The organism is Chryseobacterium sp. Tr-659 (genome assembly GCF_011752975.1).
Lineage (GTDB): Bacteria > Bacteroidota > Bacteroidia > Flavobacteriales > Weeksellaceae > Chryseobacterium.
In genome coordinates this window covers 230,689-252,689 of record NZ_VWWP01000002.1, presented here as the reverse complement: position 1 = coordinate 252,689, position 22,001 = coordinate 230,689, and the positions used below count along the sequence as shown (strand labels likewise).

Here is a 22,001-nt window from a genome sequence, read left to right as displayed (position 1 = left end):
CTTATACATTGAATCTGAAGTGCATGATGTCACCATCCTGAACTACATATTCTTTACCTTCCACAGAAAGTTTCCCGGCTTCTTTTACTTTTACTTCTGAACCGTAATTAACATAATCATCATACTTGATTACTTCTGCACGGATAAATCCTTTTTCAAAGTCTGTGTGGATTACTCCTGCAGCCTGTGGGGCAGTCCATCCCTGTCCGATAGTCCATGCTCTTACTTCTTTTACCCCGGCAGTAAAATACGTCTGAAGTTTCAAAAGATCATAAGCTTTTCTAATCAAACGGTTAACCCCCGGTTCTGTAAGACCTAGTTCCTCAAGGAAGATTTCTCTTTCTTCAAAAGTTTCAAGCTCGTTGATATCAGCTTCTATCTGTGCAGCCAAAACTACTACTTCAGCGCCTTCATTTTTAGCCATTTCTTCAATCTTGCCAATCCACTCATTTCCGTTTTTGATAGAATTTTCGTCTACATTACAAACGTAAAGTACCGGCTTATTGGTCAACAGCTGAACTTCTGCGATAATTGATTTTGTGAAATCATCAGTGGCAAATTCTCTTGCATTTTTACCATCTTCAAGAAATTTCTGTAAATTCTGAAGGGTTTCGTAAGTAAGAGTATCTTCTTTCTTCCCTGATTTGATAAATTTTTTAGCTTTTTCAACTGCTTTCCCTACTGTTTCAAGGTCTTTCAATTGCAGCTCAATATCAATAATTTCTTTATCTCTTAACGGATCTACTGAACCTTCTACGTGAACAATATTTCCGTTATCAAAACATCTTAAAACGTGGATAATTGCCTCACATTCACGGATATTGGCAAGGAATTGGTTCCCCAATCCTTCTCCTTTGCTGGCTCCTTTTACAAGACCTGCAATATCAACGATTTCAACTACAGCGGGTAAAACTCTCTCAGGTTTTACGATTTTCTCCAGTTCAAACAATCTCTGATCCGGTACGGAAACCGTTCCAAGGTTCGGCTCAATAGTACAGAAAGGATAGTTTGCTGATTGAGCCTTTGCATTGCTCAGACAGTTAAAAAGAGTTGATTTACCTACATTCGGCAGGCCTACGATTCCACATTTCATATTGTAAAATTCAAAGTTTAAGGTTTAGGGGTTAAAGTTCAATGTTTAAGGTTTAGAGTGTATTGCTTTCTATTGCCTTTATTGTTGAACCTTGAACTTTCAGCGTGCAAAGATAGTGAATTTTAAGGGAGTTTCATAATAAAAAAATCTGCCTTTGTGATGACAGATTTTCAAAAAAATTTGTTTGGCAAAGGGCTTTAAGGATTATTTCCTGTAGCGCTCTGAGCTAAAGGAACACTATCTGGTGCTTCCTGCAAAGTTTTATCCAGGGTAAATAAAGATTCGTCGGTGGCTCTGTCGCCTCCTGCAATTTTTAATTTATCAATCAGATTTTGGGCTAATGTTTCTTCTTCAATCTGCTCCTGTACGAACCATTGCATAAAATTCCACGTAGCCCAGTCTTTTTCTTCCATTGAAAGATCTACAATTTTATAAATTGCAGTTGTATTGTCTACTTCATGTTTAAAGACGCCGTCAAAGCAGGCAGTTAATGTTTTGGGATCAGCAGGAGGAGCAGGAATGGCAGCTACTTTTGGTTTTCCGCCTCTGTTTAAAATATATTCCATGAATTTGATGGAGTGATTTCTCTCTTCCTGGGCATGGCGGTATAAAAAGTTGGCAATTCCCTGATAGCCTTTATCATCGGCCCAAATTCCATACGATAGAAAAACGTGTGATGCATGAATTTCCTTGTTCATCTGATCACTAAGTGCTTTTTCCACTTTCGCGGAAAGTCTTTTAGTATTCATAATGTTATATTTTGGTGATTATGGGAACAATCATGCAAAAATGATTCCGATAAAGTTTTTATTTTAAATAGGACACAATAAAAAACATTTACATCTTATTGATTTTCATTATTTTAAAATAATAATTTATAGTTATTCTAAAATAAGAGCCAGTCTTTTTTAAAAACCGGCTCTTATTTTACATTGTTTCTCTGTTTAAATTACACAGAGCAAATCCATTTATTTTCTTATAGACAAATTACCTAATTTTCTTTGCCATATAATCGCTTTCATTTCCAAGCCTGTCAATAGCTTTGATGGCTACAGCATTCAGTTTTTTTCCGTCTTTAAACTTAGGAATATCTTTAGAAAGAGCATCCAACGTAAGGATTTCAGTTTCCCATATACCGTTATACTGCGTGAAAAGTACCCACTGGAAAACTTCTCCGATATTTTTTGTGCTCCAGCTGGTTTGTGCAAAACTTCCGTTATCTGTGATAAACAATGAAGGAGTTTGCAGCGGAATAGTCTTTATCCATGGAGATTTCGGAATCAATGCTTTTTCACTGTAAGGCCCATTTTTCAGCGTGGGAAGCATGTTAGGGTTTTTAGTCAGCCCGGCAATGCTCCAATGGATCTCCCCGGCATCTTTTTTCAATATATTTCTTGAAATCTCAATCTGATTCTTGATTTCCGTAGGACGATCGGATACTTTGATCTCAACTGTATTCAATCCTGGCCATAAATGGCGGTTCATTGTATTTTCGGATTGCCACCAGCTTAATAGGGCTTCAAAACTTTGTCCTTTGGAATCTATAGGCCAATACAGCTGTGGTGAAAAATAATCTACCCAGCCTCTATTCAGCCATAATTTAGCATCTGCGTAGAGTTCGTCAAATTGTGAAGAACCTACTACTCCTGCCGGATATCCGGGTTTCCAGATCCCAAACGGGCTGATCCCGAATTTCACATAGTTCTTTTCTGCATGGATCTCTTTATAGATACGTTCTACAAATTTATTTACGTTATCTCTTCTCCAATCTGCTCTTGACAGCGTTCCACCACTGCTTACATAAGCATTCCAGGTTGCATTATCCGGAAAATCTGCCCCTTTGTTATAAGCAGCATACGGATAGAAATAATCATCAAAATGAACGGCATCTATGTCATATCTTTTTACAATATCTTTTACGACATTGGAAACGTGTCCCTGCGTTCTCGGATCAGCAGGATCAAACCAATACATTCCATTCTTTAGTCTTACGACAATATCTGAAAGCTTACTAGCCATGGAAAGCTTATTTACAGCTCCTCCATTGGAATGATGGGCACGATAAGGGTTTAACCATACATGCAGCTCCAACCCTCTTTTGTGAGCTTCTTCAATCCAAAACTGAAGCGGATCATAATTGGGATAAGGTGCGGTTCCTGTTTCACCTGTCAGAAAATAAGACCACGGTTCAATATTACTTGTATATAAAGCATCTGCCGAAGGTCTGATCTGAAAAATAGCTGCATTGAAATTATTATTTTTCAACATATCAAGCATACTGATTGCTTCTGCCTTCTGCTGTTCTACCGTAAGATCATTTCTTGACGGCCAGTTGATATTGGCAACACTGGCAATCCATGCTCCACGGAATTCTCTCTTGATCTCCGGAAGATTGGTTCTGAAAGTATCATCTGCAGCAATTCCTGTTACCGGTTGGGCAGTGGATGTATTTTCTTTTGGTTTGGGTATATTTCCTGTATTAGGTTTAGGTGCATTTTTAGGGGAAGGTGGTGTTTTCACTACATTATTCTGAACTGAACACGAAGTAGTATAAGATGCAAAAACACTTAGTAAAACGATAAGCTTTAATCTATTCATTCTCATAGTCTGCAAAACTATTTTAAATTATTTTTATTTTTTGTAGAGATTATTATGCCAAAATAAGCATTTTAATGAGTAACAACAGAAAAAAAGCCTCGAAAATCGAGGCTTTGATTTTATGTATATAAGTTGGATTATGCTTTCGCAGATCTTTCCACTCTTTTTCTTTCTTCTTCAGAAAGGATTTTCTTTCTCATTCTGATAAAGTTTGGAGTTACCTCAATGGCTTCATCTCCTTGAATATATTCCATACATTCTTCCAGAGAGAATAAGATTTTCGGAGCAACACCAGTATCTTTATCTTTTCCGGAAGCTCTCATGTTGTTCAACTGTTTTGCTTCTACGATGTTTACTACCAAATCTCCAGGTTTGTTTTGTTCACCGATGATCATTCCAGTATAGATTTCCTCACCCGGATCAACGAAGAATTTACCTCTATCCTGTAATTTAGCGATAGAATATTCTGTAGCAGGACCTGTAGTTTTGCTGATCAATACTCCATTGTTTCTTCCAGGGATAGCACCTTTGAAAGGCTTGTATTCTGTGAAACGGTGTGCCATAATAGCTTCACCTGCAGTTGCAGTTAGCATCTGAGAACGTAGTCCGATTAGACCTCTTGAAGGAATTTCAAACTCCATGTGCTGCATTTCACCTTTAGTTTCCATAATGTGAAGGTCACCTTTTCTCTGAGTGGCAAGGTCGATTACTCTTGAAGCAAATTCTTCAGGAACGTCAACTACCAAAGACTCATAAGGCTCACATTTCTCACCATCAATTTCTTTGAAGATAACCTGTGGCTGACCGATAGTCATTTCGTACCCTTCTCTTCTCATTGTTTCAATCAAAACTGACAAGTGAAGAATACCTCTACCGAATACCAGGAAAGTGTTTGCATCATCAGTCTGCTGAACTCTTAATGCTAAGTTTTTCTCTAATTCTTTAGTTAATCTTTCTTTAAGGTGGTTAGAAGTAACATATTTACCATCTTTACCGAAGAAAGGTGAATTGTTGATAGAGAACGTCATGTTAAGCGTAGGCTCATCGATCGCTGTTCTTTCCAATGGTTCAGGATTTTCAAGGTCTACGAAAGAGTCTCCAATCTGGAATGCATCGAAACCTACTACCGCACAGATATCTCCTGCCTGTACTTCCGTTACTTTTTTCTTTCCTAATCCTTCGAAAACGTAAAGTTCTTTTACTTTTCCTTTTACAATTTTACCTTCTGCCTGAGCAAGACCAATCCATTGAGATTCTTTGATCTCACCTCTTGTTACTTTCCCAATGGCAATTCTTCCTAAGAAAGAAGAGAAATCAAGAGAAGTAATCTGCATCTGAAGACTTCCTTCCGTTACTTTCGGTTCAGGAACATATTGCAAAATACCATCTAATAGTGGTAAAATATCTTCAGTCTGCTCTAATGAAGTGTTGAACCAACCTTGTTTTGAAGATCCGTAGAATGTAGGGAAATCCAATTGCTCTTCTGTAGCATCAAGGTTGAAGAACAAATCAAATACTTTGTCGTGAACTTCGTCCGGACGGCAGTTTGGTTTGTCTACTTTATTGATAACCACTAATGGTCTTAATCCTAATTCCAGGGCTTTCTGAAGTACAAATCTTGTTTGCGGCATTGGACCTTCAAAAGCATCCACCAACAAAATAACTCCGTCAGCCATTTTCAATACTCTTTCTACTTCCCCTCCAAAATCGGCGTGACCTGGTGTATCAATTACGTTAATTTTAGTGTCTTTATAGGTAACAGAAATATTCTTGGATAAGATGGTGATCCCTCTTTCTCTTTCAAGATCATTGTTATCCATAATTAATTCTCCACTCTCCTGATTTTCTCTGAAAATGTTGGTAGCGTGTATGATCTTGTCAACCAAAGTTGTTTTTCCGTGGTCAACGTGTGCGATAATCGCAATATTTCTAATGTTTTGCATAAAAGATTTTTACGGGTGCAAAAATAGTGATTTTTAATGAAAAACCATTTTGTTGTCTAAATAATTAATATTTTGTTTAAAATACTTATTTACAGGACCATAAAAAAAGAGTGTTCAGAAAACACTCTTTATCCTATATTAACATATCTGTATTTCACATGGATCTACTGCAGGCGGTTCTCCACATATGATGTCAAATTCGCCACAGTTACTGGAGAATCCTGTTCCCCACCCCCATCTTACTACACAGGTATCTGCATCTTTGCATCTTACCATTCCTTTAATAATTCCTCCCTGAACTGATTTCATTTCAGTTCTGGAAATTTTTCTGAGTTTTTTCATGTTATTTAGTTTTTAATGTCTCCTGATAAAAATATAAAATTTTATCACACAAACTTATTTTTTATAAAATATTTAACTTTTAAAAACCAATATTAACCGCCTCAGAAACAATTATTTATTTTTGATCAATGTCTCATCAGGCGATACAGCAGAACGAGATCAATCAGAACCACGAGAATAAATTTGACGAGAAATGATTTTTTGGAAACTTTATGATTGAACAGCATCATTCCGGAAGCAGCACCTATGATTCCGCCTAAAAGAGATATTCCCAGAAGGGTATTTTCGGAAATTCTCCATTGATTTTTTTTAGCTTGCCATTTATCAAAGCCAAAAACACAAAATGTGATCAGATTAATGATCAGCAGAAAAGGAATCATGTTAAAATTAATTTGCAGCAAAAGTATGGAAAAGTCCAGAAACATTAATCGCAGAAAATATTTCGGCGCTATCAGGACAGGATTTTTTAAATTTGTCATCCATAAAAAATAATCAATGACAGTACATGATCTGGCAGGAAGCTATTCAATTGAAGGAAGCAATCAGGAAGAGTCTTCCCAACCTTCTTATCACGGTATATTAATCTTATCCGTTGATGAAAATAACCGTATTATAGCTCAATGGATCATTGGTGATCATCTCCAAAATGGAACAGGTTTTTATAAGGACCAGATTTTAGTGATCAATTTTAATTATGAAGGAGAAGATCATGAAATTTATAAAGGTGTTGCAGTATATCGGTGTTTGGGCAAAGATATACTGGATGGTTTTTGGTCTGAAAAGCATGGTAATCCTTTATATCTGGGAAGTGAGTACTGCGTGAGAATGAATACTTCTGAGTTTTTGAATTGATATTTTTATATTGAATTTGTCATTGCGAGCGCAGCAAAGTAATCTTAACAAAATTCCAGAGATTTTTCGCAATTTTCTTTTGATAATTCAATTTGTTCATTATTAAAATAACTTTCACTCTGACTTTGATATAGCAGCTAAACTGTTTTTATTCTTGTACTTTTTTTAATATATCGTCATTCTATTTAAGTGCTGTAATTTTTCCTGATAGATCTTTTATAAAAGAGAGTTCATTATTTTTTTCGGTAACAAAAAAATTATCGTCACTGGTGAAATGCATTTTCCACATACAAGTACCCCAATATTCATTATCAGTTATGCTTAAATAAATGCCATTATCTTTTTTAATAATGGACCAGATATAATGTCCACTGCCATATCTTCCTAAATAAGTTTGTAAATCAGTATCTTTAAGGTAAATCTCTTTTTTAATTTCAGGTGTATAAGCATTATTCCAACTATATTCCTGGGCAACACTTCTGATAATTTCATCAAATAAAGCTGTATTGTAAGTGTTTGTCATAACCACAACGCCATTGCCTCCTTCCAGAGTGCCTATATATTGGCTTACAAATCCTTCATCTACACCACCATGCTCAAAATTTTTAACTCCATTTTTATCAATGATAAATACTCCTAGTGCCGATTTTTTATCAATGAAGGGAGTGAGCCTAAGTTCAGTCATTTTTTTTGAAAGTACTTTTTCAGATTTCCCTTTTAAAGACAGTTGAGTTTCAATGACATATTTTGCTAAATCTGTTGGGTTTGTCCAAAGTCCGGCTGCGGCCTGTTCCGGATAAATATGGTATTTGCCTTTTACCGCTTTTCCATCATTGTAATACCCTGTAGCTAATACATTGAGGTTAGATGATATTGGAGGCTGAGTATAAGAACTATGAGTCATTCCCATTGGTTTTAGTACATTATTCCACATATATTCATCGTAGGGTTTTCCTGTTACATCTTCAATAATTAATTGCGAAATAGTGGTACCACCACCGGAATATTCATATTTTAGAGAGGGTTCATACATGGAACCGATGGCTTCTGAATTAGCTGGTTTTTGACCATTTAATATTTGGACAAGGGTTGGTATTTTAGTTCCGTATTCATATCCGTCAAATCCATGTACAGTAATACCGCCAGTGTGGCTCAATAAATTGGCAATACTTATTTTTTTTCCCTTTGATAAAGAGTCGTAGGGAAATTTCCATCTTTTTAAGTAGTCGTTGATATCGGCGTTGAGGTTTAATTTTCCTTCCTGAACCAATTTTAATATACCTATAGCATTGATGGATTTGCTATTTGAACCCGCCTGAAATAAAGTGTTTGTTGTTACGGGCTTTTGTTGCAAACTGTCAGCCCATCCGTAACCTTTTGCCCACTCAATTTTATAGTTTCTGATTACAGCAATACTTACTCCATTTGCATGATAGAATTTCATTCTTTCTTCCAATGTCCATTTTGTAGGATTATTTTCTATTTGTACCCAGCTGGAAAGATTATTCTCCACGTTTTTAATCCTTGTTTGGACTTCTTTTGAATATTCTTTTGATGATTGCCCATATACTGAAGATACCTGAGTACAGAAAAATAAGAGGATAAGGGCTGATTTACAATTTTTAATGTTTATTGTCATTTACTTATGGTAATAGTTATTGAATTCTTCATTTTGGGCAAAACTGCCTACACTGCTATTGTTAATGTACTATCATTGTGTGAAATATTTTGTCTTTTGTAAATAGTGTAAATGATAGAAAAAAGAGAGTAAGCAGTGTCATTTTTATTCGTATTTAAAGAATTGATTCCATGGTTGTTTTATTGGTCTGAGTTACTATTAAAACAACTGAAAAAAGAATTTTATTACATGGGAGCATAAAATCTTAGAATGTGTTATGCTTTATTTTTTATTGAGTTTCAATTTTTAAAAATGTTTCTCATAGTATTTTCCTCTGTTGCGCGAAATATCCCGACGTTGAACTAATGAAAATAAGATGATTTTCTTTAACATTGTTCCAGAGCTCAAAGACTTCGGAGAGCGGGGACTTCGGAGAACAAGAAAGCCAGAAGACTTCAGACGGCAAGTGATTCCTATTACTTTCAATGTATTTGATTTATTATTACATTAGTACTACGTTAATTTTAAATGAATTATGAAAGCATTGGTCATTTCAGGAGGAGGAAGCAAAGGTGCTTTTGCAGGCGGTGTAGCTGAACATCTTATAGAACATAATAAAAACGACTATGAACTCTTTGTAGGGACTTCAACCGGAAGTCTTCTGATTCCTTTTCTGGCTCTTGGAGATATCCAAAGAATTAAAAAGTTGTATACCACCATCGAGCAGTCCGATATTTTTACGGTTTGTCCGTTTAAAATAACGAAAAAGAATGGTGAAGTAAAAGTAGGGATCAACCATCTGGGGATTATCAGGCAGTTTATAAAAAAACAAAAGACATTAGGAGACAGTACCAACCTCAGAAATCTTATCCGCAATAGCTTTACAAAGCGGGATTTTGAAAAAATAAAAGAGCTGAAAAAAGAAATTGTAGTCACAGTAGCCAACCTTACAACGCAGCAAATAGAGTATAAATCTTCTAATGAACACAGTTATGAGGATTTCTGCGACTGGATCTGGGCTTCATCCAATATGGTTCCTTTGATGAGCTTATGCCGGAAAAACGGAAATGAATATGCTGACGGAGGCTTTGGAAACCTTATCCCTTTACAGCACGCCCTGGAAAAAGGAGCATCATCCATAGATACCATTGTATTGCGGCTGGAAAAAACGTCATACAATAATCCGCCTCTCCAGAATGTATTGGATGTTTTTGCCCGCACCACAGATTTTATGCTGAATCAGATTGCCAGTGATGATCTTATTATTTCACAGTTGGAAGCGGCAACTACCAATGTACACATCAATTTCTTTTTTATCAACAGGATACTTACCACCCATTCATTTATATTTGATAAAGAGGAGATGACGAAATGGTGGCAGGAAGGACTGGAGCTTTTCCAAACCACCGAATGCAAAAGTTTATTGTTAAAAGCGAAGCCTGCAGACCTTATTTAAATGAATGATAAGGAAAGTTACAAATGCTGGTTGGCTATGATTAATAAAAATGTTGGAAGCTGAAGAGCTGCATGCAAATTGACACCTATTTATCCGAAGTTTTTATCTGATTCGGAAAATCCTGGGTGGCATAACGAACATTGAGATCAGGCAGCATTAAAATGGGTGGTTTTTTACCGGACATGATTAATACCTGATCGATGGGACGGGCATCTGCCGGTGAATCTGCAACGAAAGCCTGAATGAGTCTTATACCTGATTCCGGCAGGAGGTTCTGAGGAACGGAAATGGAATGTCTGTTCATCTTTAATAACCATTCTGGGCGTCCATTGATAAGTGTAACCGGCGGATGAACGACCTGTAAATCTACAGCTCCGGATAAAAGGCCCGTAGTTAAAGGCTTACCCTGATTCAATAAAACGACTGATGTTTTCGGAGCCTTTAATGAGGCAATTTTGTATAGGTCAACGTCAGGTCTGTTCATTGGGATAACGGATAGTCCGGCCTGATCAATTGTCAGAGGGTCTATGCCAGTTTTAGCTTTAAGAATAGCGGCCATTTTCAGATAAGGTTTTTCTTCGTTGAGAATAGGCCCTTCAGCGGCGTGGCGCTCGCCGGCATAAATAAGAATTTTGGCTTCCGGAAAAGACTGCACAGCACGACGAATAAGATTATCTGTCTGTTTCTCTTCGCGCTCCTGAGCCGTATATCCCCGACCGGCTGTCTCGTAAGATACCGGACGATAACCCATTGCTAGCGATTGTCTTACGAAATCAGCGAAAATGGGATCATCAAAATAATAACCACTATAGAAATCACCTGCTCCTCTCACGACTCCATCTGCCGACAGCTGATCCATTTTGCGGCGTTCTTCCTGATCATCTGCATACGGTCTCAAAGCTTCCATAGCAAGAATGGTATAGCCAAGTGGTTGTAAAGCCTGGGCCACTTCAAGTCCAAAAGCACGTCCACGAGGATCCAGGTGATTCTCATTCAGAATAACGATACGGGTATGACGTGCACGCTTTACTATTTCATCGATGGCATTAATACCTTTAGATAAGCGCAGGTTCGCAATCTGTTCTTTAGGTACATGGAAGTCCGAACTTTTAGCCTTATTGAATGTGGGTATTCCGGTCATTGCAGACATCACCTGTGCCCATTGATCCACCACATCGGGATCATCAAGCTGATCCGCGCTTTCTACATTCAATCTTTTGAGCATACCGAATGAAGCTTCCAGATACAACCCATGTGAAGCATCATCAATAGATTTCTTATAAGCCACTAAAAGCGTATCGTTATCTATTTTCTTTATCGGAAGAACAGCGGTTGATTGTGCCGGGATTATGGTAAAAGCAGATGTAGTAAGGATCATCAATAAACTAAAGCGAAGCGGTATTGCAATTTTCACAGGGATAATCATTTTTTAATGATACAATTATAGTCAAAAAAACGATTAAGTTGAGTGTTATTACAGATTGACAGGAATGCACCAACGCCCGGTCGTATATAGACCGTGGAATTACCAACATAAATATTGTTAGTGGCTATCACAATACCCCATTCCTTGTTTACATTATCATAAGCAAGGATTGAAAAAGTAGCATTTATATCTTTATTAAGCAGGGTACTCTGCAGATTCTGTGCCCTGCAAAACAGAAAAACCATAGTAAGAATAAGGAGTAATAAACTTTTCATCATAACCTCGTTTAATTATTTTAATTTTTTATGCCCGGATGGTCGTAACTGATAACCCTCGTTATTTTCCATTTATCGCCTTTCTTTTGCCAAACATGCAAAAACTTATACGTACCTATCGGGTATTCTTTTTCATTCGGTTTTTTTTCATAAAACCGATGTACTCCTATTTCCAGAGCGCCATAGCTACCCAATGGATATACCTCTAAAGAATTTTTAACGAGCTTGCGGGTCATTTGAATATCCCTACTGCATTTTTCCCTCACAGATTGCATTTCTTTATCCAGATAATGTACACCACCCAAATCATGATAAAATTCTAGATCATCGCTGATATATTGGCGGTAAACAACCGTATCGCACTGGTTAAAAGCGTTAAAAAAAATACTGTCTAATTTAAAGATTTCTTTAAATAATTCATTTGACTTAGGGAGACCAAGATGAGCTTCCTTTGTTACATTGCTTTTTTGCCCATAAACTATTGTTATCTGAGAAATAATAACGGATAAAATGAGCATCGTTTTTTTAATCATAGTTAATCGTTTTTTAATCATAGTTAATTATATTTTTTTATCTCACAGGACTCAATTGGTTAAGCAACTAAAAGTGAATAGCTAAGCTAGAAAAATCAAAACTGAACTTATCTTTTATTTCGAGATCAAAAACCTTTACAATTCCTGACATATGATAATCAATGTGAAATGTAAACATAGATGTCTTTTGTTGATTTCCCAGATTCGTATTCTTTAAGAATATAATCAATCCTGCCTTTCAGCTTTGTTTAAATTCCGTTTTACAATTTCTTTACCTGTTTCTCCTAAATATTCCTCAATTATTTTTTTCCAGATCATAAGGCCATTTTCAGAATTTATAAAAATAATAAGTCCTCTTTTTGATTTTGGAAGAAGCAAGACAATACATTTAGTTCCATCATCCCCGCCGGTATGCTGCAGTGCTAATTCATCATTAGGAAGATCACGAAGAATCTGCATTCCCAATCCCCAATTTATGCCTGTTTTGACCTCGGTTTGTGATTGAATAAATTCATCATATAACTGTTTCGAAAGTCCTGCATGTTGTAAAATATACATTAAGAATTTACTGTAATCTTCAACTGTTGTGAGCAAATTTGCAGCAGCATTGGATGTATAGTATTTTTCATACTTCATAGGTTGCCCTGTTGTATCGCTTTCTACTGCATATCTGCTTTCGTCCGTTGTTTTCATCCAGTAATAAAAGGTATCATTCATTTCTAATGGAGCAAAAAGTATTTCTTTTGCAATTTCCTCCAAGGATTTTTTAAATTTCCTTTCAATAGCTTTTCTTAAATATTCAAATCCTTCACCTGAATATTGAAATTTTGTTCCAGGCTCAAATTCAAATAGTAATTTTTTGTCCGTTCTTAAGTATCTCCAATTTGGAAAACCTGATTTTTGAGACAAAATATTTCTGGTTGTTAGCTTATTTAAAAATGGACTTTCTTTAATGTCAGGATCAATATAATATTTTGCTAAAGGTTCATCTAAATTCCATTTTCCTGCCTCTACAAGTTTCAACACTGCTATTGCTGTAATTGGTTTTGTAAGTGAAGCTACTTTATAAATACTGTTGTACTTCACCGGAATGTCTTTTTTTTGTTCTCCAAAAGATCTTATTTGCTGCAATTGTCCATCATGAATGTATCCAATTGATAATGATGGAATTTTCAGATATTTTAAAAGAGATTCAATTTCTGAATCCGTATTGAATAAAGGAAAAGGATAGCCATCTTCAAATTTCGCATCATATCTTTCCGGTTTTCTGTGATCATAGCTTAGTTCTTTTTTCAACTTCCATTCCCCCTTTTCCAAAAGCCATGTTGCCATAAATTTTGCATTTTCCGTGAAATACTGTTCTCTATTATTTATCATGTAAAAATCATGAATCCCTGACTGAATGGCTCCATATAATTTCCCTTCATTATATAAAGGAAAAACACTGAGACTTCCTTTTATTAACTTTCGGATTGGCTTGCCCTTTGGGTTTTGACAAATACTTTCTTTAAAATTAGTTAAAAATGTTTTTTTGTCTTGAATCCCGTTTTGATCATGATAAAATTCAAAATCGTTAGTGACTAAATTTACGATAGCATTCAGATTACATTTATTAAATCCTTGTTCAAATAAGATACTGTCTTTTTTCTGAAGGGTAATAAATATTTCTGACTTTTGGCTTATCTGAGCTCTTGCATTTATTGAGGATAAAATTAAGATAGCGATAATTAAATTTACTTGTTTCATCGTTAAAATATTTACTATTAATTGATGAGACAAATTTCAAAATGATTATCGATTTATAAGAAAAGTTAGTATGACAAGAACACGCCAATTATACGTCAGTTGTCATAAAAAATTGAAATTCAATGATATACACATCTTACCTTGCCTGTCGATTGAAATCGCATTTTGAATTATTATATAGATATTTATAATACACGCTGTTGCAGCAACAATTAATATAAATGGAAAATCAATAGAAAATATCCTGTTCAAAAACGGACTTAAGAAGAATAGAATTGCTGATACTAGAGTCCATAAAATTTGAAGCGAAACAAGCTGTTTTGCCATTAAATTATTTTCCTTTTTAAAATACATAATAAGCAACGGTACCAATATATTTATCGGTGGAAAAATAATAAAAAATAAAGAAGATAAATTGATGATTTTAATCAATTGGTAATTTACAACCTCACTAACTGGATTAGTTAATAATTCGGTTTCTTTTATATTAAGTGTTTTTGCCAGTGTTTTTAAAGTATACCCTTTCGGTTCAGTACCAGCTTCAATACGTTGAATAGTTCTTATGGAAATACCTGACTTTGCCGCCAGCTCTTGCTGAGTCAGATTTAGACTTTCTCGATATTTAAGAAGTTGAGACATACAGTATTGAACATTTTAATTTAAGTAACAATATTAATTATTTTTATTTTAATCCGGAATAGCTAATCATCCAACCAAAAATGTTTTGTAAAACATGTTCCAAAGTCAGGAGACTTCGGAGAGTTGAGTGTTTACTATATATAGATTACAGATTGACAGGAGTCTATGCTGCGTAAAATATTACAGGTTTGGGGTATCAATAAGATTATTTCCTTTAAACGTACTTCAAGTCAAAAGGCTTCGGGAGCAAAAATCCGATAGCAGATAATAGTTCTGAACAAGGAAAGGTGCAAAACCGTAGAGTATAGCTGGTGAAAAAATAATGTAAAGCTTATAAGAATACAGGATTAGATATTCTTTTGCTTAAAAATCCCAACGAAAGCTGGGATTTTTTTGTTTTGATTTATGTTGTGTACAATTGAGAGACTCCGGAGAACAAGCTAATGAATTTTAAAGTTGCATATCCAATTCCATTATGTCATTAAAGATTTTCATTGTTTCAAACGCATTTTCCCATCCACCACAACATTCAGGACTCAATGCAATTGTAAAGACATCAATCTTATCCATATTTTTCACTAATATAGTTGCAATCTTTTTGACAAGTTCATCAGAATATATTTTATATATGCCTTTATGTTCAGAGTAGAAGAAATCAATATCAAAATTAATGATCCAACCGTTTTTAGAATCCGCCAACCAGCCTTCAAAATTTTTGACAAATTCTTCTATTCTAAACTCAAAATCAATAAACTCACTATCTGGATATGCCTCTTTTGTTATAAAATATTTTGTTCCAAAAAACTCTGGATAAACTTCTTCTAAGTTTAAAATATAATTGTCCCAGCGGAAGAGTTTTACTTTTATATTATATTCTTCGGGATCATTTTCATTAAGATTAAGATATTCTTCAAATGTAATTTTGCAAAGGTCTATATTGTTTTTTAGTAAGTCTGTTTTGATTGATGGACTTGGAAATAAAAGGTCATTATGTCTATCAATATGTACAAAATTATAAGTTTTTTACAATCTACTTTCTGTAGCCAACACCACGTTGCACACAGATGATTGTCCATTACATAGACTTTATCTTTATTGTATAAAAAGTTTGCTTTAGTTCTTCCGGATTCGAATAAATGTGTTGGTTTTTCTTTTATCCACATATAAAAAATTATCTATGAGATCAAATATACAAACTCCAAAGCTAGGAAGCTATAGAAAATAGTTATACATTTTAGTTAAATTATTATTTTTGTACTTTTGCAAACTTTTTACAGTATATTTGTTCAACCATGAATGATCTTAAAATAAGAACAGCCATAAAAGAAATTGAATTTCAAACCCATTTCGAAGAACTGGATACAAAAGTTATTGATGAAATGGGGCTTAATCTGGGGAGTTCTATAATTGATATTGCTGTTATTAATGGATGTATGATGGGGTATGAAATAAAGTCAGATCATGATACTTTAAGAAGATTGGAGAAACAAATTCTTGAATATAACAAAGTTTTCGACTTTCTAAATATTGTTACATCTAAAAAATTTGCTCCAGTAATTAAAGATTATGTTCCAAAGTGGTGGGGAATAATTGAAGTTGAAGAAAAAAACGATCAGATAAAGGTTCATCAAAGAAGAAAAGCGAAGCCTAATAAACACATTTCGGGGTATTCATTGCTTCAATTGCTATGGAAAGAAGAGCTTTCAGAGATTATAGATACTTATTGTTTGGATAAAAGAATAAAAAATAAACCCAAAAAAGAGATTTGGGTTTATATATCTGAAATGTTGGCTTTAGATGTTATAAAAGATAATGTACGTTTTTATCTTAAATCTCGTACTACTTGGAAAGCTGATCTATAACTAAAGTAATATGATGGTTAGTTCCAATTTGTCTCCATATTGTAGGATTACCTGGTCCTCCATTTCTAATTGATTTATTGTGTATTTGCTCATCTCCCCAAGAGAATACTTCACCACTGTAAACTTTTGATGCAACTATGTCAGCACATAATTTATAGTATTGTTCTGAACCGTGCTTTTTGATTGACGATCCTTTAAAAATATACCAATGGTTTTCTCCGGTGTATCTAACTGAAGCACCTATTGTCATTAATCTAGGATCCATTTCTAGAACATCAGGATTAGAAATACAATAGTCAGAAAATTTTGGCATTCTGTTTAACTTTGAACCATTAGCTCTAAAGTATTCATGTATTAAAACCTCAATTCTTTCAATCTCAGTAACTGAGTTAGTTTTACATCCACTTAAGTTAATTGGAAAGCTAGTTGCAGCAAAATAAAAGTCTTTAAAATTAGCTATATTTTGTATTGAATTAACTAATGCTTTTGAAGACATTTGACCCATTAAACCGTTTTCTGGAGACAGATAATTCATATCCAATAACAATATGATGTCTGATAAGTCGCTATTTAAAACTTTTTTTATTCTATCAATTTCATCATTAATATCAAAAGCTTCTTGATCTTCAAAACTAATTCTAATACATACAGAATCCTGATATACTAAATTAGATAAAACTTCGCTAGTTGTACTAATATGAATAACAGGAATCGGTAAATATCCTTCTTCAATTAATGCTTCTGTTAATACATTGATTGTTTTTCTTGTTGCATCAAAGTTTTCATCCAAACTATTTGTATCAATTAAAATCTCATTTTTGGGATCCCAAGAAGATGTAATACTTTTAACAGTTGAAGAGATTTGTTTGTCTATAGAAGATGCTTCTTTTTCATTAACAAAATCCCACGGAATTGCAGGAACTTCAATAAGAGGTAGAATGACGGATTGAACATTTTCTTTTAATGTTTTTAATGCATCAAATTCTCCTTTTTTGCCTTTCAGTATAGGCATGTAAATTTTTTTATCCATAATAATAGTTAAGAAAACAATTATATGAATAATATTTTAGTTTGATTTACGGTTTTCCGTAATAATCAATGCTTTACGGATTGTTGATTTAGGGTTATGGTAGAAAAATTGAAAATGAAATATTAAAATAACTTAATCATGAAAACAAGACCTCCACTTTCCAATTTTGAAATAATTCTAACAGAAACACCCCTTACGGCAGCAGGTGAAATATTTAAAAATATTGAAATTATTAGATGCTCTAAAACAAATAATATTATTGAAATTATTTTAGAATATAATGAAAAACATTATGTTATTGAAAACAATAGATATCTTTTTATCTATACTGACAAATGTATTACATCAAATGGATATGAGAATACGGCATATGAACTTTATGATATAATTAAAAAATTGACAGGTAAAATTATTTTAACAGATAAGTGGAAATTAATATCATTAGATGATATAGATTTAATCTAATTATTATTCGATTTTATAAAAATTGTAAAATTAAATCCTCAAAATTTGGAAATTTTTAAGATTCGAAATAGCATTTATTTTTTATCTTTAATTAAATAAGGCTGTAAAATTTACGTAAATATTTCCGGTTTCACTTGCTTTTCTACGTTTTTTAAATAGCAAATCACTTAGACTGATTCTATGATCTAGGACAGCTAGTAGATCTACACCATCCATAATTATTATTGATTTAAAATGAGATGAAACAGCTTCTTTTGTAACACCATCTATCGAAATTAACAGCCCCGCTGCATTTTTAAATTTTGATTCTACTTTATAACAAAATGTTGCTAAGTCGCTTCTATTTACCTCTTTGGCCCATTTAGCTTCTAACAAATAATCAGTATTTTGAAATGTAAAAGCACCATCTATTTGTTCACCATTAATCTTAAAAGAACCTTTAGGTTCTAAATCATATAGAAGAAATAATTTATACAAAAATTTTTCTAATTGAAATCCTCGTTGATTGAAATTTTTATTAATTGCTATTTCATAAAACTCATTTTTCAACTGCGAGAGTTCTTCTTCTAATGACAATGCCTTTTTTACGGATTGCTCTGCTTTTATTCTTCTTGCCTTTGCTTCTTCTTGCTCTTTATTAGTTTGGGTGTAGCCTTTTGTTGAATTTCTTAAGCTGTTTACAGCTTCTTTAGCTTTCTTTGTTTTTGATCCGTCTTCATCCCAATAAGATAAATTTCCAAAATCATTAAAATCAATTACAGCAAAAACTAGATTAATCAAATCATTTTCGTAAATATCCAGTCTACTAACCATTCTGTTAATTAATTCTTTAACAATTTCTCGTTTGGTTAAATTCCAGTTTATTGTTGCTACTATTGTTCGATTATCAAGTGATAATTTTATAAATTGTTGTAAATCTTCTTTTTTCCAATATATTACAGATAATGCTTCCTTAACAGCAATAATTTGTTGCGGAGAAATTTTCTTTTTTTCTTCCATCATTAACTTTATTTTATGGTCTTTGGGTATTGTATACGATGTTTTTAAGCTTATTTATATAGCTGTATTTTTAAGAAATTAATTAGATTTCTTTTTTTTAGAAATAGCTTTCAGAATATTATTTTCTTTCATATATGCTTCGAAATCAAATTTGATTGAAAAAAGTTTTGAAGGTTCTATTCCAGCTGCTAATAGTATTCTTACTAAAGTAGATAATTTAGGTATATTTTCCTTATTTATTAATCTATAAATTTGTTTTCTATCAACATTAGCAGCAGCAGCTAAATCTGCAATATCAATTCCTTTTTCATCAATGAATTCTTTAACATAGTCAGCTATTGCAATAAAATATTTATCTTCAATATATTCCATTAAATAAAAGTGACATATTTGTCAAAAAATTCATTGACAAATATGTCACTTTTTGAAAAAAAGTATTACATTTGCTCAATAAGCTACAATAAAGTAGCTTTGCGATACTTCAAAGAATAATAGAAGCTATTGCTTAGAATCTTGTCATTGAAAACTGGTAATTTTTAGACACGCAAGACGATAAGCAGGAAGCTCACGACCTAGGCGTGGGCTCTCTTATCTGTGTGCAAGGTATACCAGTGCCTCAATGACGGATATTGTAGAGTCTCATGCCGTTTTTATTTTCATGCTGTTCTGCTTTTTCTACAATTATCTTTTTCTAAGCCGCTTCACCACATAAAGTATCATGATACGATACAATGGAGTGTACAATCCATTGCGGCTTCAGGGCTTTCACGGGAATACAGATTTTATTTCTATTCATCATTTACCATACAACTCAGCATACATCGGTAGGTTGATGGTTTCATGCATTCTAAAAATACGAACAATGAAAAAGATAAAAACACATTTCGACACCCGCTTTTGGGCAAACAACAAGCACTCCGGGCTACAGCTGATGGAAACTTTCTTCCACTTCAATGAACTGGATGATTCTAAAGAAATGCTCAGCAACTTAGTGAACTATGCAGTAAAGAGAAATAGCTGGATCCATGAAGATCCGGCGGTGATCTTCCAGTTTCATCAGTCGATGAGGTCGTTGATCCGTGCAGGATATCTCATGATGCTAAAGGAAAGAAAATGGACTGTAGATAGACAGCCGGAAAAGATTTCCCCGTGGCTTCTTGGTTTGCTTTCGGAAAAGGAATACCGGAATCCGCTGCTGGTTTTCAAACAAGCATTCAGAGCATACACGCTCAAAGAATTTGATTATTTTATATCCGGAATCGTCTATTTTTCCATGGGTGTCTATGAAAATCTCCCGGAAAGGAATATCGTGATGCCTTATATTCATACCGTTAAAATGCTGGATGCAGCACACCTGATTCTTCAAAGAAAAAGAGAAAAGAGAATGGCTGAGACTCATTCAGGATAAGAAGGTTGAGCGTTGCTGATACAGATGATTAATGTTTTGATAACGTTTTTGTTTAACACAAAGTTTTCATTTTTGAAACTGTTGATTTGTAAGGGAGCAAAGGATATAATCAACTTTGTTAATTCGTCGAAGCATACGGATAAACATACTGCTTCATCAGCGACAAAGTCGCCTCACTTTGCCTCCTTATAATAAAGCAGAATTATCCATAGACTTTGCGTTTAATCTTTTCATCAAAAAATAATTCCAAGTATCATCTATGATAATGTTTTGATGACGTTCTTGTTTAACGCAAAGTTTTCATTTTTGAAACTGATGATTTGTAAGGAAGCAAAGGATATAATCAACTTTGTTAATTCGTCGAAGCGTAAGGATAAACATACTGCTTCATCAGCGACAAAGTCGCATCACTTTGCCTCCTTATAATAAAGCGGAATTATCCATAGACTTTGCGTTTAATCTTTTCATCAAAAATGAATTCCAATTATGATGTATGATAATGTTTTGATGACGTTTTTGTTTAACGCAAAGTTTTCATTTTTGAAACTGATGATTTGTAAGGGAGCAAAGGATAGAATCCACTTTGTTGATTCGTCGAAGCGTAAGGATAAACATACGGCTTCATCAGCGACAAAGTCGCCTCACTTTGCCTCCTTATAATAAAGCGGAATTATCCATAGACTTTGCGTTTAATCTTTTCATCAAAAGATAATTCCAAGTATGATCTATGATAATGTACTGATGACGTTTTTGTTTAACGCAAAGTTTTCATTTTTGAAACTGTTGATTTGTGAGGGAGCAAAGGATAGAATCCACTTCGTTGATTCATCGAAGCATACGGATAAACATACTGCTTCATCAGCGACAAAGTCGTATCACTTTGCCTCCTTATAATAAAGCGGAATTATCCATAGACTTTGCGTTTAATCTTTTCATCAAAAGATAATTCCAAGTATGATCTATGATAATGTACTGATGACGTTTTTGTTTAACGCAATGTTTTCATTTTTGAAACTACTGATTTGTAAGGAAGCAAAGGATAGAATCCACTTCGTTGATTCATCGAAGCATACGGATAAACATACCGCTTCATCAGCGGCAAAGCCGCATCACTTTGCTCATTTAAAATAAAGCGGAATTATTCATGAGCTTTGCGTTTATCTTTTTAATGCAAAAAACAGATCAAATAATTAAAAAATAGCATTTTTCTGCATTATTCTACACGCTAATTTTGCGGCAATAAATGGATTGATTTGAATACAAATATTATCATTAGAAAAGCAATAGAATCAGACAGTGAAAAACTTTGGATTTTGATGGAGCAACTGGCGGTTTTCGAAAATTACATTGACAGTTTTGAAATTACCCCTGAAATTGTGAAAGAAGCCGGTTTTAGAAAAAGTCCACCCGACTTTTATTGTTGGGTTGCAGAAGATGAAGATCAGATAGCAGGAATGCTGGTCTATTATTTTCTTCCCTACACGGCACAAAACAGGCCTGCCATATATATGAAAGAGCTTTATGTAGAAGAAAAATACCGGGGTCATAAAATTGGGGAACAGCTGATGAACGCTTTGAAAACGGAGGCAGTAAAAAACAATTGCTCCCAGATAAAATGGACCGTTGCTCCCTGGAACAAGTCCGGGCAAAACTTCTATGAACGCCTTGGAGCAAAAGAAAATAAAGATTGGTTGAACTACGAATGGACCGTATAGA

22 protein-coding genes are annotated in these 22,001 nt (G+C 34.1%); 6 read left to right on the top strand and 16 right to left on the bottom strand.

Annotated elements, in window-relative coordinates:
- Position 1 precedes the first annotated feature (1 nt).
- The 6 genes from ychF to F3J23_RS05295 form a co-directional block, all read right to left on the bottom strand.
- A complete protein-coding gene (ychF, locus tag F3J23_RS05320; protein ID WP_167025265.1) occupies positions 2–1,093 on the bottom strand; it encodes a redox-regulated ATPase YchF in 1,092 nt (363 codons plus the stop codon).
- A gap of 197 nt (positions 1,094–1,290) precedes the next feature.
- Positions 1,291–1,842 (bottom strand): ferritin, encoded by a 552-nt coding sequence (locus F3J23_RS05315; RefSeq protein ID WP_167025262.1) that lies wholly within the window; start codon positions 1,840–1,842, stop codon positions 1,291–1,293.
- 238 nt (positions 1,843–2,080) lie between these two features.
- A complete protein-coding gene (locus F3J23_RS05310) occupies positions 2,081–3,697 on the bottom strand; it encodes a family 10 glycosylhydrolase (RefSeq protein ID WP_167025259.1) in 1,617 nt (538 codons plus the stop codon).
- Between the two features lie 131 nt (positions 3,698–3,828).
- A complete protein-coding gene (typA, locus tag F3J23_RS05305) occupies positions 3,829–5,634 on the bottom strand; it encodes a translational GTPase TypA (RefSeq protein ID WP_167025256.1) in 1,806 nt (601 codons plus the stop codon).
- A 138-nt stretch (positions 5,635–5,772) separates the two neighbouring features.
- On the bottom strand, positions 5,773–5,976 hold the full coding sequence (locus F3J23_RS05300) for a bacteriocin-like protein (RefSeq protein ID WP_167025253.1): 204 nt from the start codon (positions 5,974–5,976) through the stop codon (positions 5,773–5,775).
- A gap of 125 nt (positions 5,977–6,101) precedes the next feature.
- Positions 6,102–6,356, bottom strand: a complete 255-nt coding sequence (locus tag F3J23_RS05295; protein WP_167025250.1) for a DUF1294 domain-containing protein — start codon at positions 6,354–6,356, stop codon at positions 6,102–6,104.
- Between the two features lie 115 nt (positions 6,357–6,471).
- On the opposite strand from F3J23_RS05295, the gene F3J23_RS05290 reads away from it, so the two are divergent.
- Entirely contained in the window at positions 6,472–6,828 is a 357-nt protein-coding gene (locus tag F3J23_RS05290) for a hypothetical protein (RefSeq protein WP_167025247.1), read from the top strand.
- A 181-nt stretch (positions 6,829–7,009) separates the two neighbouring features.
- Here the strand turns inward: F3J23_RS05290 and F3J23_RS05285 are convergent, their stop codons facing one another.
- The gene (locus F3J23_RS05285) at positions 7,010–8,341 is read right to left on the bottom strand and encodes a serine hydrolase domain-containing protein (RefSeq protein WP_167025243.1); all 1,332 of its coding nucleotides are present in this window, start codon (positions 8,339–8,341) and stop codon (positions 7,010–7,012) included.
- A gap of 640 nt (positions 8,342–8,981) precedes the next feature.
- Here F3J23_RS05285 and F3J23_RS05280 point away from each other — a divergent pair.
- On the top strand, positions 8,982–9,902 hold the full coding sequence (locus F3J23_RS05280; protein WP_167025240.1) for a patatin-like phospholipase family protein: 921 nt from the start codon (positions 8,982–8,984) through the stop codon (positions 9,900–9,902).
- Between the two features lie 85 nt (positions 9,903–9,987).
- On the opposite strand, the gene F3J23_RS05275 is transcribed toward F3J23_RS05280, so the two are convergent.
- The 6 genes from F3J23_RS05275 to F3J23_RS05250 form a co-directional block, all read right to left on the bottom strand.
- Positions 9,988–11,316 (bottom strand): hypothetical protein, encoded by a 1,329-nt coding sequence (locus tag F3J23_RS05275; RefSeq protein WP_167025237.1) that lies wholly within the window; start codon positions 11,314–11,316, stop codon positions 9,988–9,990.
- Positions 11,317–11,324: 8 nt separating this feature from the next.
- Complete coding sequence (locus tag F3J23_RS05270) at positions 11,325–11,603, bottom strand: DUF1028 domain-containing protein (RefSeq protein ID WP_167025234.1); 279 nt, start codon at positions 11,601–11,603, stop codon at positions 11,325–11,327.
- A gap of 20 nt (positions 11,604–11,623) precedes the next feature.
- Positions 11,624–12,136 (bottom strand): nuclear transport factor 2 family protein, encoded by a 513-nt coding sequence (locus F3J23_RS05265; protein WP_167025231.1) that lies wholly within the window; start codon positions 12,134–12,136, stop codon positions 11,624–11,626.
- Positions 12,137–12,361: 225 nt separating this feature from the next.
- Positions 12,362–13,915, bottom strand: coding sequence for a serine hydrolase (locus F3J23_RS05260; RefSeq protein ID WP_167025228.1), 1,554 nt, complete (start codon positions 13,913–13,915; stop codon positions 12,362–12,364).
- 69 nt (positions 13,916–13,984) lie between these two features.
- The gene (locus F3J23_RS05255) at positions 13,985–14,521 is read right to left on the bottom strand and encodes a helix-turn-helix domain-containing protein (protein ID WP_167025225.1); all 537 of its coding nucleotides are present in this window, start codon (positions 14,519–14,521) and stop codon (positions 13,985–13,987) included.
- Between the two features lie 450 nt (positions 14,522–14,971).
- Positions 14,972–15,220 carry a hypothetical protein gene (locus F3J23_RS05250; protein ID WP_167025222.1) on the bottom strand — a complete coding sequence of 83 codons (249 nt, stop codon included), beginning with the start codon at positions 15,218–15,220 and terminating at the stop codon, positions 14,972–14,974.
- A gap of 593 nt (positions 15,221–15,813) precedes the next feature.
- Between F3J23_RS05250 and F3J23_RS05245 the strand changes: the two genes are divergently transcribed.
- Positions 15,814–16,383, top strand: coding sequence for a sce7726 family protein (locus tag F3J23_RS05245; RefSeq protein ID WP_167025219.1), 570 nt, complete (start codon positions 15,814–15,816; stop codon positions 16,381–16,383).
- Here F3J23_RS05245 and F3J23_RS05240 read toward each other — a convergent pair.
- Positions 16,361–17,395, bottom strand: a complete 1,035-nt coding sequence (locus F3J23_RS05240; protein WP_167025216.1) for a beta family protein — start codon at positions 17,393–17,395, stop codon at positions 16,361–16,363. The genes F3J23_RS05245 and F3J23_RS05240 overlap by 23 nt on opposite strands.
- 156 nt (positions 17,396–17,551) lie before the next feature.
- Here F3J23_RS05240 and F3J23_RS05235 point away from each other — a divergent pair, with 156 nt between their 5' ends.
- Positions 17,552–17,878, top strand: a complete 327-nt coding sequence (locus F3J23_RS05235) for a hypothetical protein (RefSeq protein ID WP_167025213.1) — start codon at positions 17,552–17,554, stop codon at positions 17,876–17,878.
- A gap of 87 nt (positions 17,879–17,965) precedes the next feature.
- Here the strand turns inward: F3J23_RS05235 and F3J23_RS05230 are convergent, their stop codons facing one another.
- Positions 17,966–18,880, bottom strand: a complete 915-nt coding sequence (locus F3J23_RS05230) for a hypothetical protein (RefSeq protein ID WP_167025210.1) — start codon at positions 18,878–18,880, stop codon at positions 17,966–17,968.
- 75 nt (positions 18,881–18,955) lie between these two features.
- Positions 18,956–19,249: a helix-turn-helix domain-containing protein gene (locus F3J23_RS05225; protein WP_167025207.1), complete on the bottom strand. Its 294-nt coding sequence runs from the start codon at positions 19,247–19,249 to the stop codon at positions 18,956–18,958.
- Between the two features lie 490 nt (positions 19,250–19,739).
- Between F3J23_RS05225 and F3J23_RS05220 the strand changes: the two genes are divergently transcribed.
- Positions 19,740–20,285, top strand: a complete 546-nt coding sequence (locus tag F3J23_RS05220; RefSeq protein WP_167025205.1) for a hypothetical protein — start codon at positions 19,740–19,742, stop codon at positions 20,283–20,285.
- Between the two features lie 1,253 nt (positions 20,286–21,538).
- Positions 21,539–22,000: a GNAT family N-acetyltransferase gene (locus tag F3J23_RS05215; protein WP_228455269.1), complete on the top strand. Its 462-nt coding sequence runs from the start codon at positions 21,539–21,541 to the stop codon at positions 21,998–22,000.
- Position 22,001: the final 1 nt, after the last annotated feature.

Bases quoted from the DNA above. Each gene is read 5' to 3' on its own strand.
- ychF (WP_167025265.1), bottom strand. From the start codon at position 1,093: ATGAAATGTGGAATCGTAGGCCTGCCGAATGTAGGTAAATCAACTCTT.
- F3J23_RS05315 (WP_167025262.1), bottom strand. From the start codon at position 1,842: ATGAATACTAAAAGACTTTCCGCGAAAGTGGAAAAAGCACTTAGTGAT.
- F3J23_RS05310 (WP_167025259.1), bottom strand. From the start codon at position 3,697: ATGAGAATGAATAGATTAAAGCTTATCGTTTTACTAAGTGTTTTTGCA.
- typA (WP_167025256.1), bottom strand. From the start codon at position 5,634: ATGCAAAACATTAGAAATATTGCGATTATCGCACACGTTGACCACGGA.
- F3J23_RS05300 (WP_167025253.1), bottom strand. From the start codon at position 5,976: ATGAAAAAACTCAGAAAAATTTCCAGAACTGAAATGAAATCAGTTCAG.
- F3J23_RS05295 (WP_167025250.1), bottom strand. From the start codon at position 6,356: ATGATTCCTTTTCTGCTGATCATTAATCTGATCACATTTTGTGTTTTT.
- F3J23_RS05290 (WP_167025247.1), top strand. From the start codon at position 6,472: ATGACAGTACATGATCTGGCAGGAAGCTATTCAATTGAAGGAAGCAAT.
- F3J23_RS05280 (WP_167025240.1), top strand. From the start codon at position 8,982: ATGAAAGCATTGGTCATTTCAGGAGGAGGAAGCAAAGGTGCTTTTGCA.
- F3J23_RS05270 (WP_167025234.1), bottom strand. From the start codon at position 11,603: ATGAAAAGTTTATTACTCCTTATTCTTACTATGGTTTTTCTGTTTTGC.
- F3J23_RS05265 (WP_167025231.1), bottom strand. From the start codon at position 12,136: ATGATTAAAAAAACGATGCTCATTTTATCCGTTATTATTTCTCAGATA.
- F3J23_RS05255 (WP_167025225.1), bottom strand. From the start codon at position 14,521: ATGTCTCAACTTCTTAAATATCGAGAAAGTCTAAATCTGACTCAGCAA.
- F3J23_RS05245 (WP_167025219.1), top strand. From the start codon at position 15,814: ATGAATGATCTTAAAATAAGAACAGCCATAAAAGAAATTGAATTTCAA.
- F3J23_RS05240 (WP_167025216.1), bottom strand. From the start codon at position 17,395: ATGCCTATACTGAAAGGCAAAAAAGGAGAATTTGATGCATTAAAAACA.
- F3J23_RS05235 (WP_167025213.1), top strand. From the start codon at position 17,552: ATGAAAACAAGACCTCCACTTTCCAATTTTGAAATAATTCTAACAGAA.
- F3J23_RS05230 (WP_167025210.1), bottom strand. From the start codon at position 18,880: ATGATGGAAGAAAAAAAGAAAATTTCTCCGCAACAAATTATTGCTGTT.
- F3J23_RS05225 (WP_167025207.1), bottom strand. From the start codon at position 19,249: ATGGAATATATTGAAGATAAATATTTTATTGCAATAGCTGACTATGTT.
- F3J23_RS05220 (WP_167025205.1), top strand. From the start codon at position 19,740: ATGAAAAAGATAAAAACACATTTCGACACCCGCTTTTGGGCAAACAAC.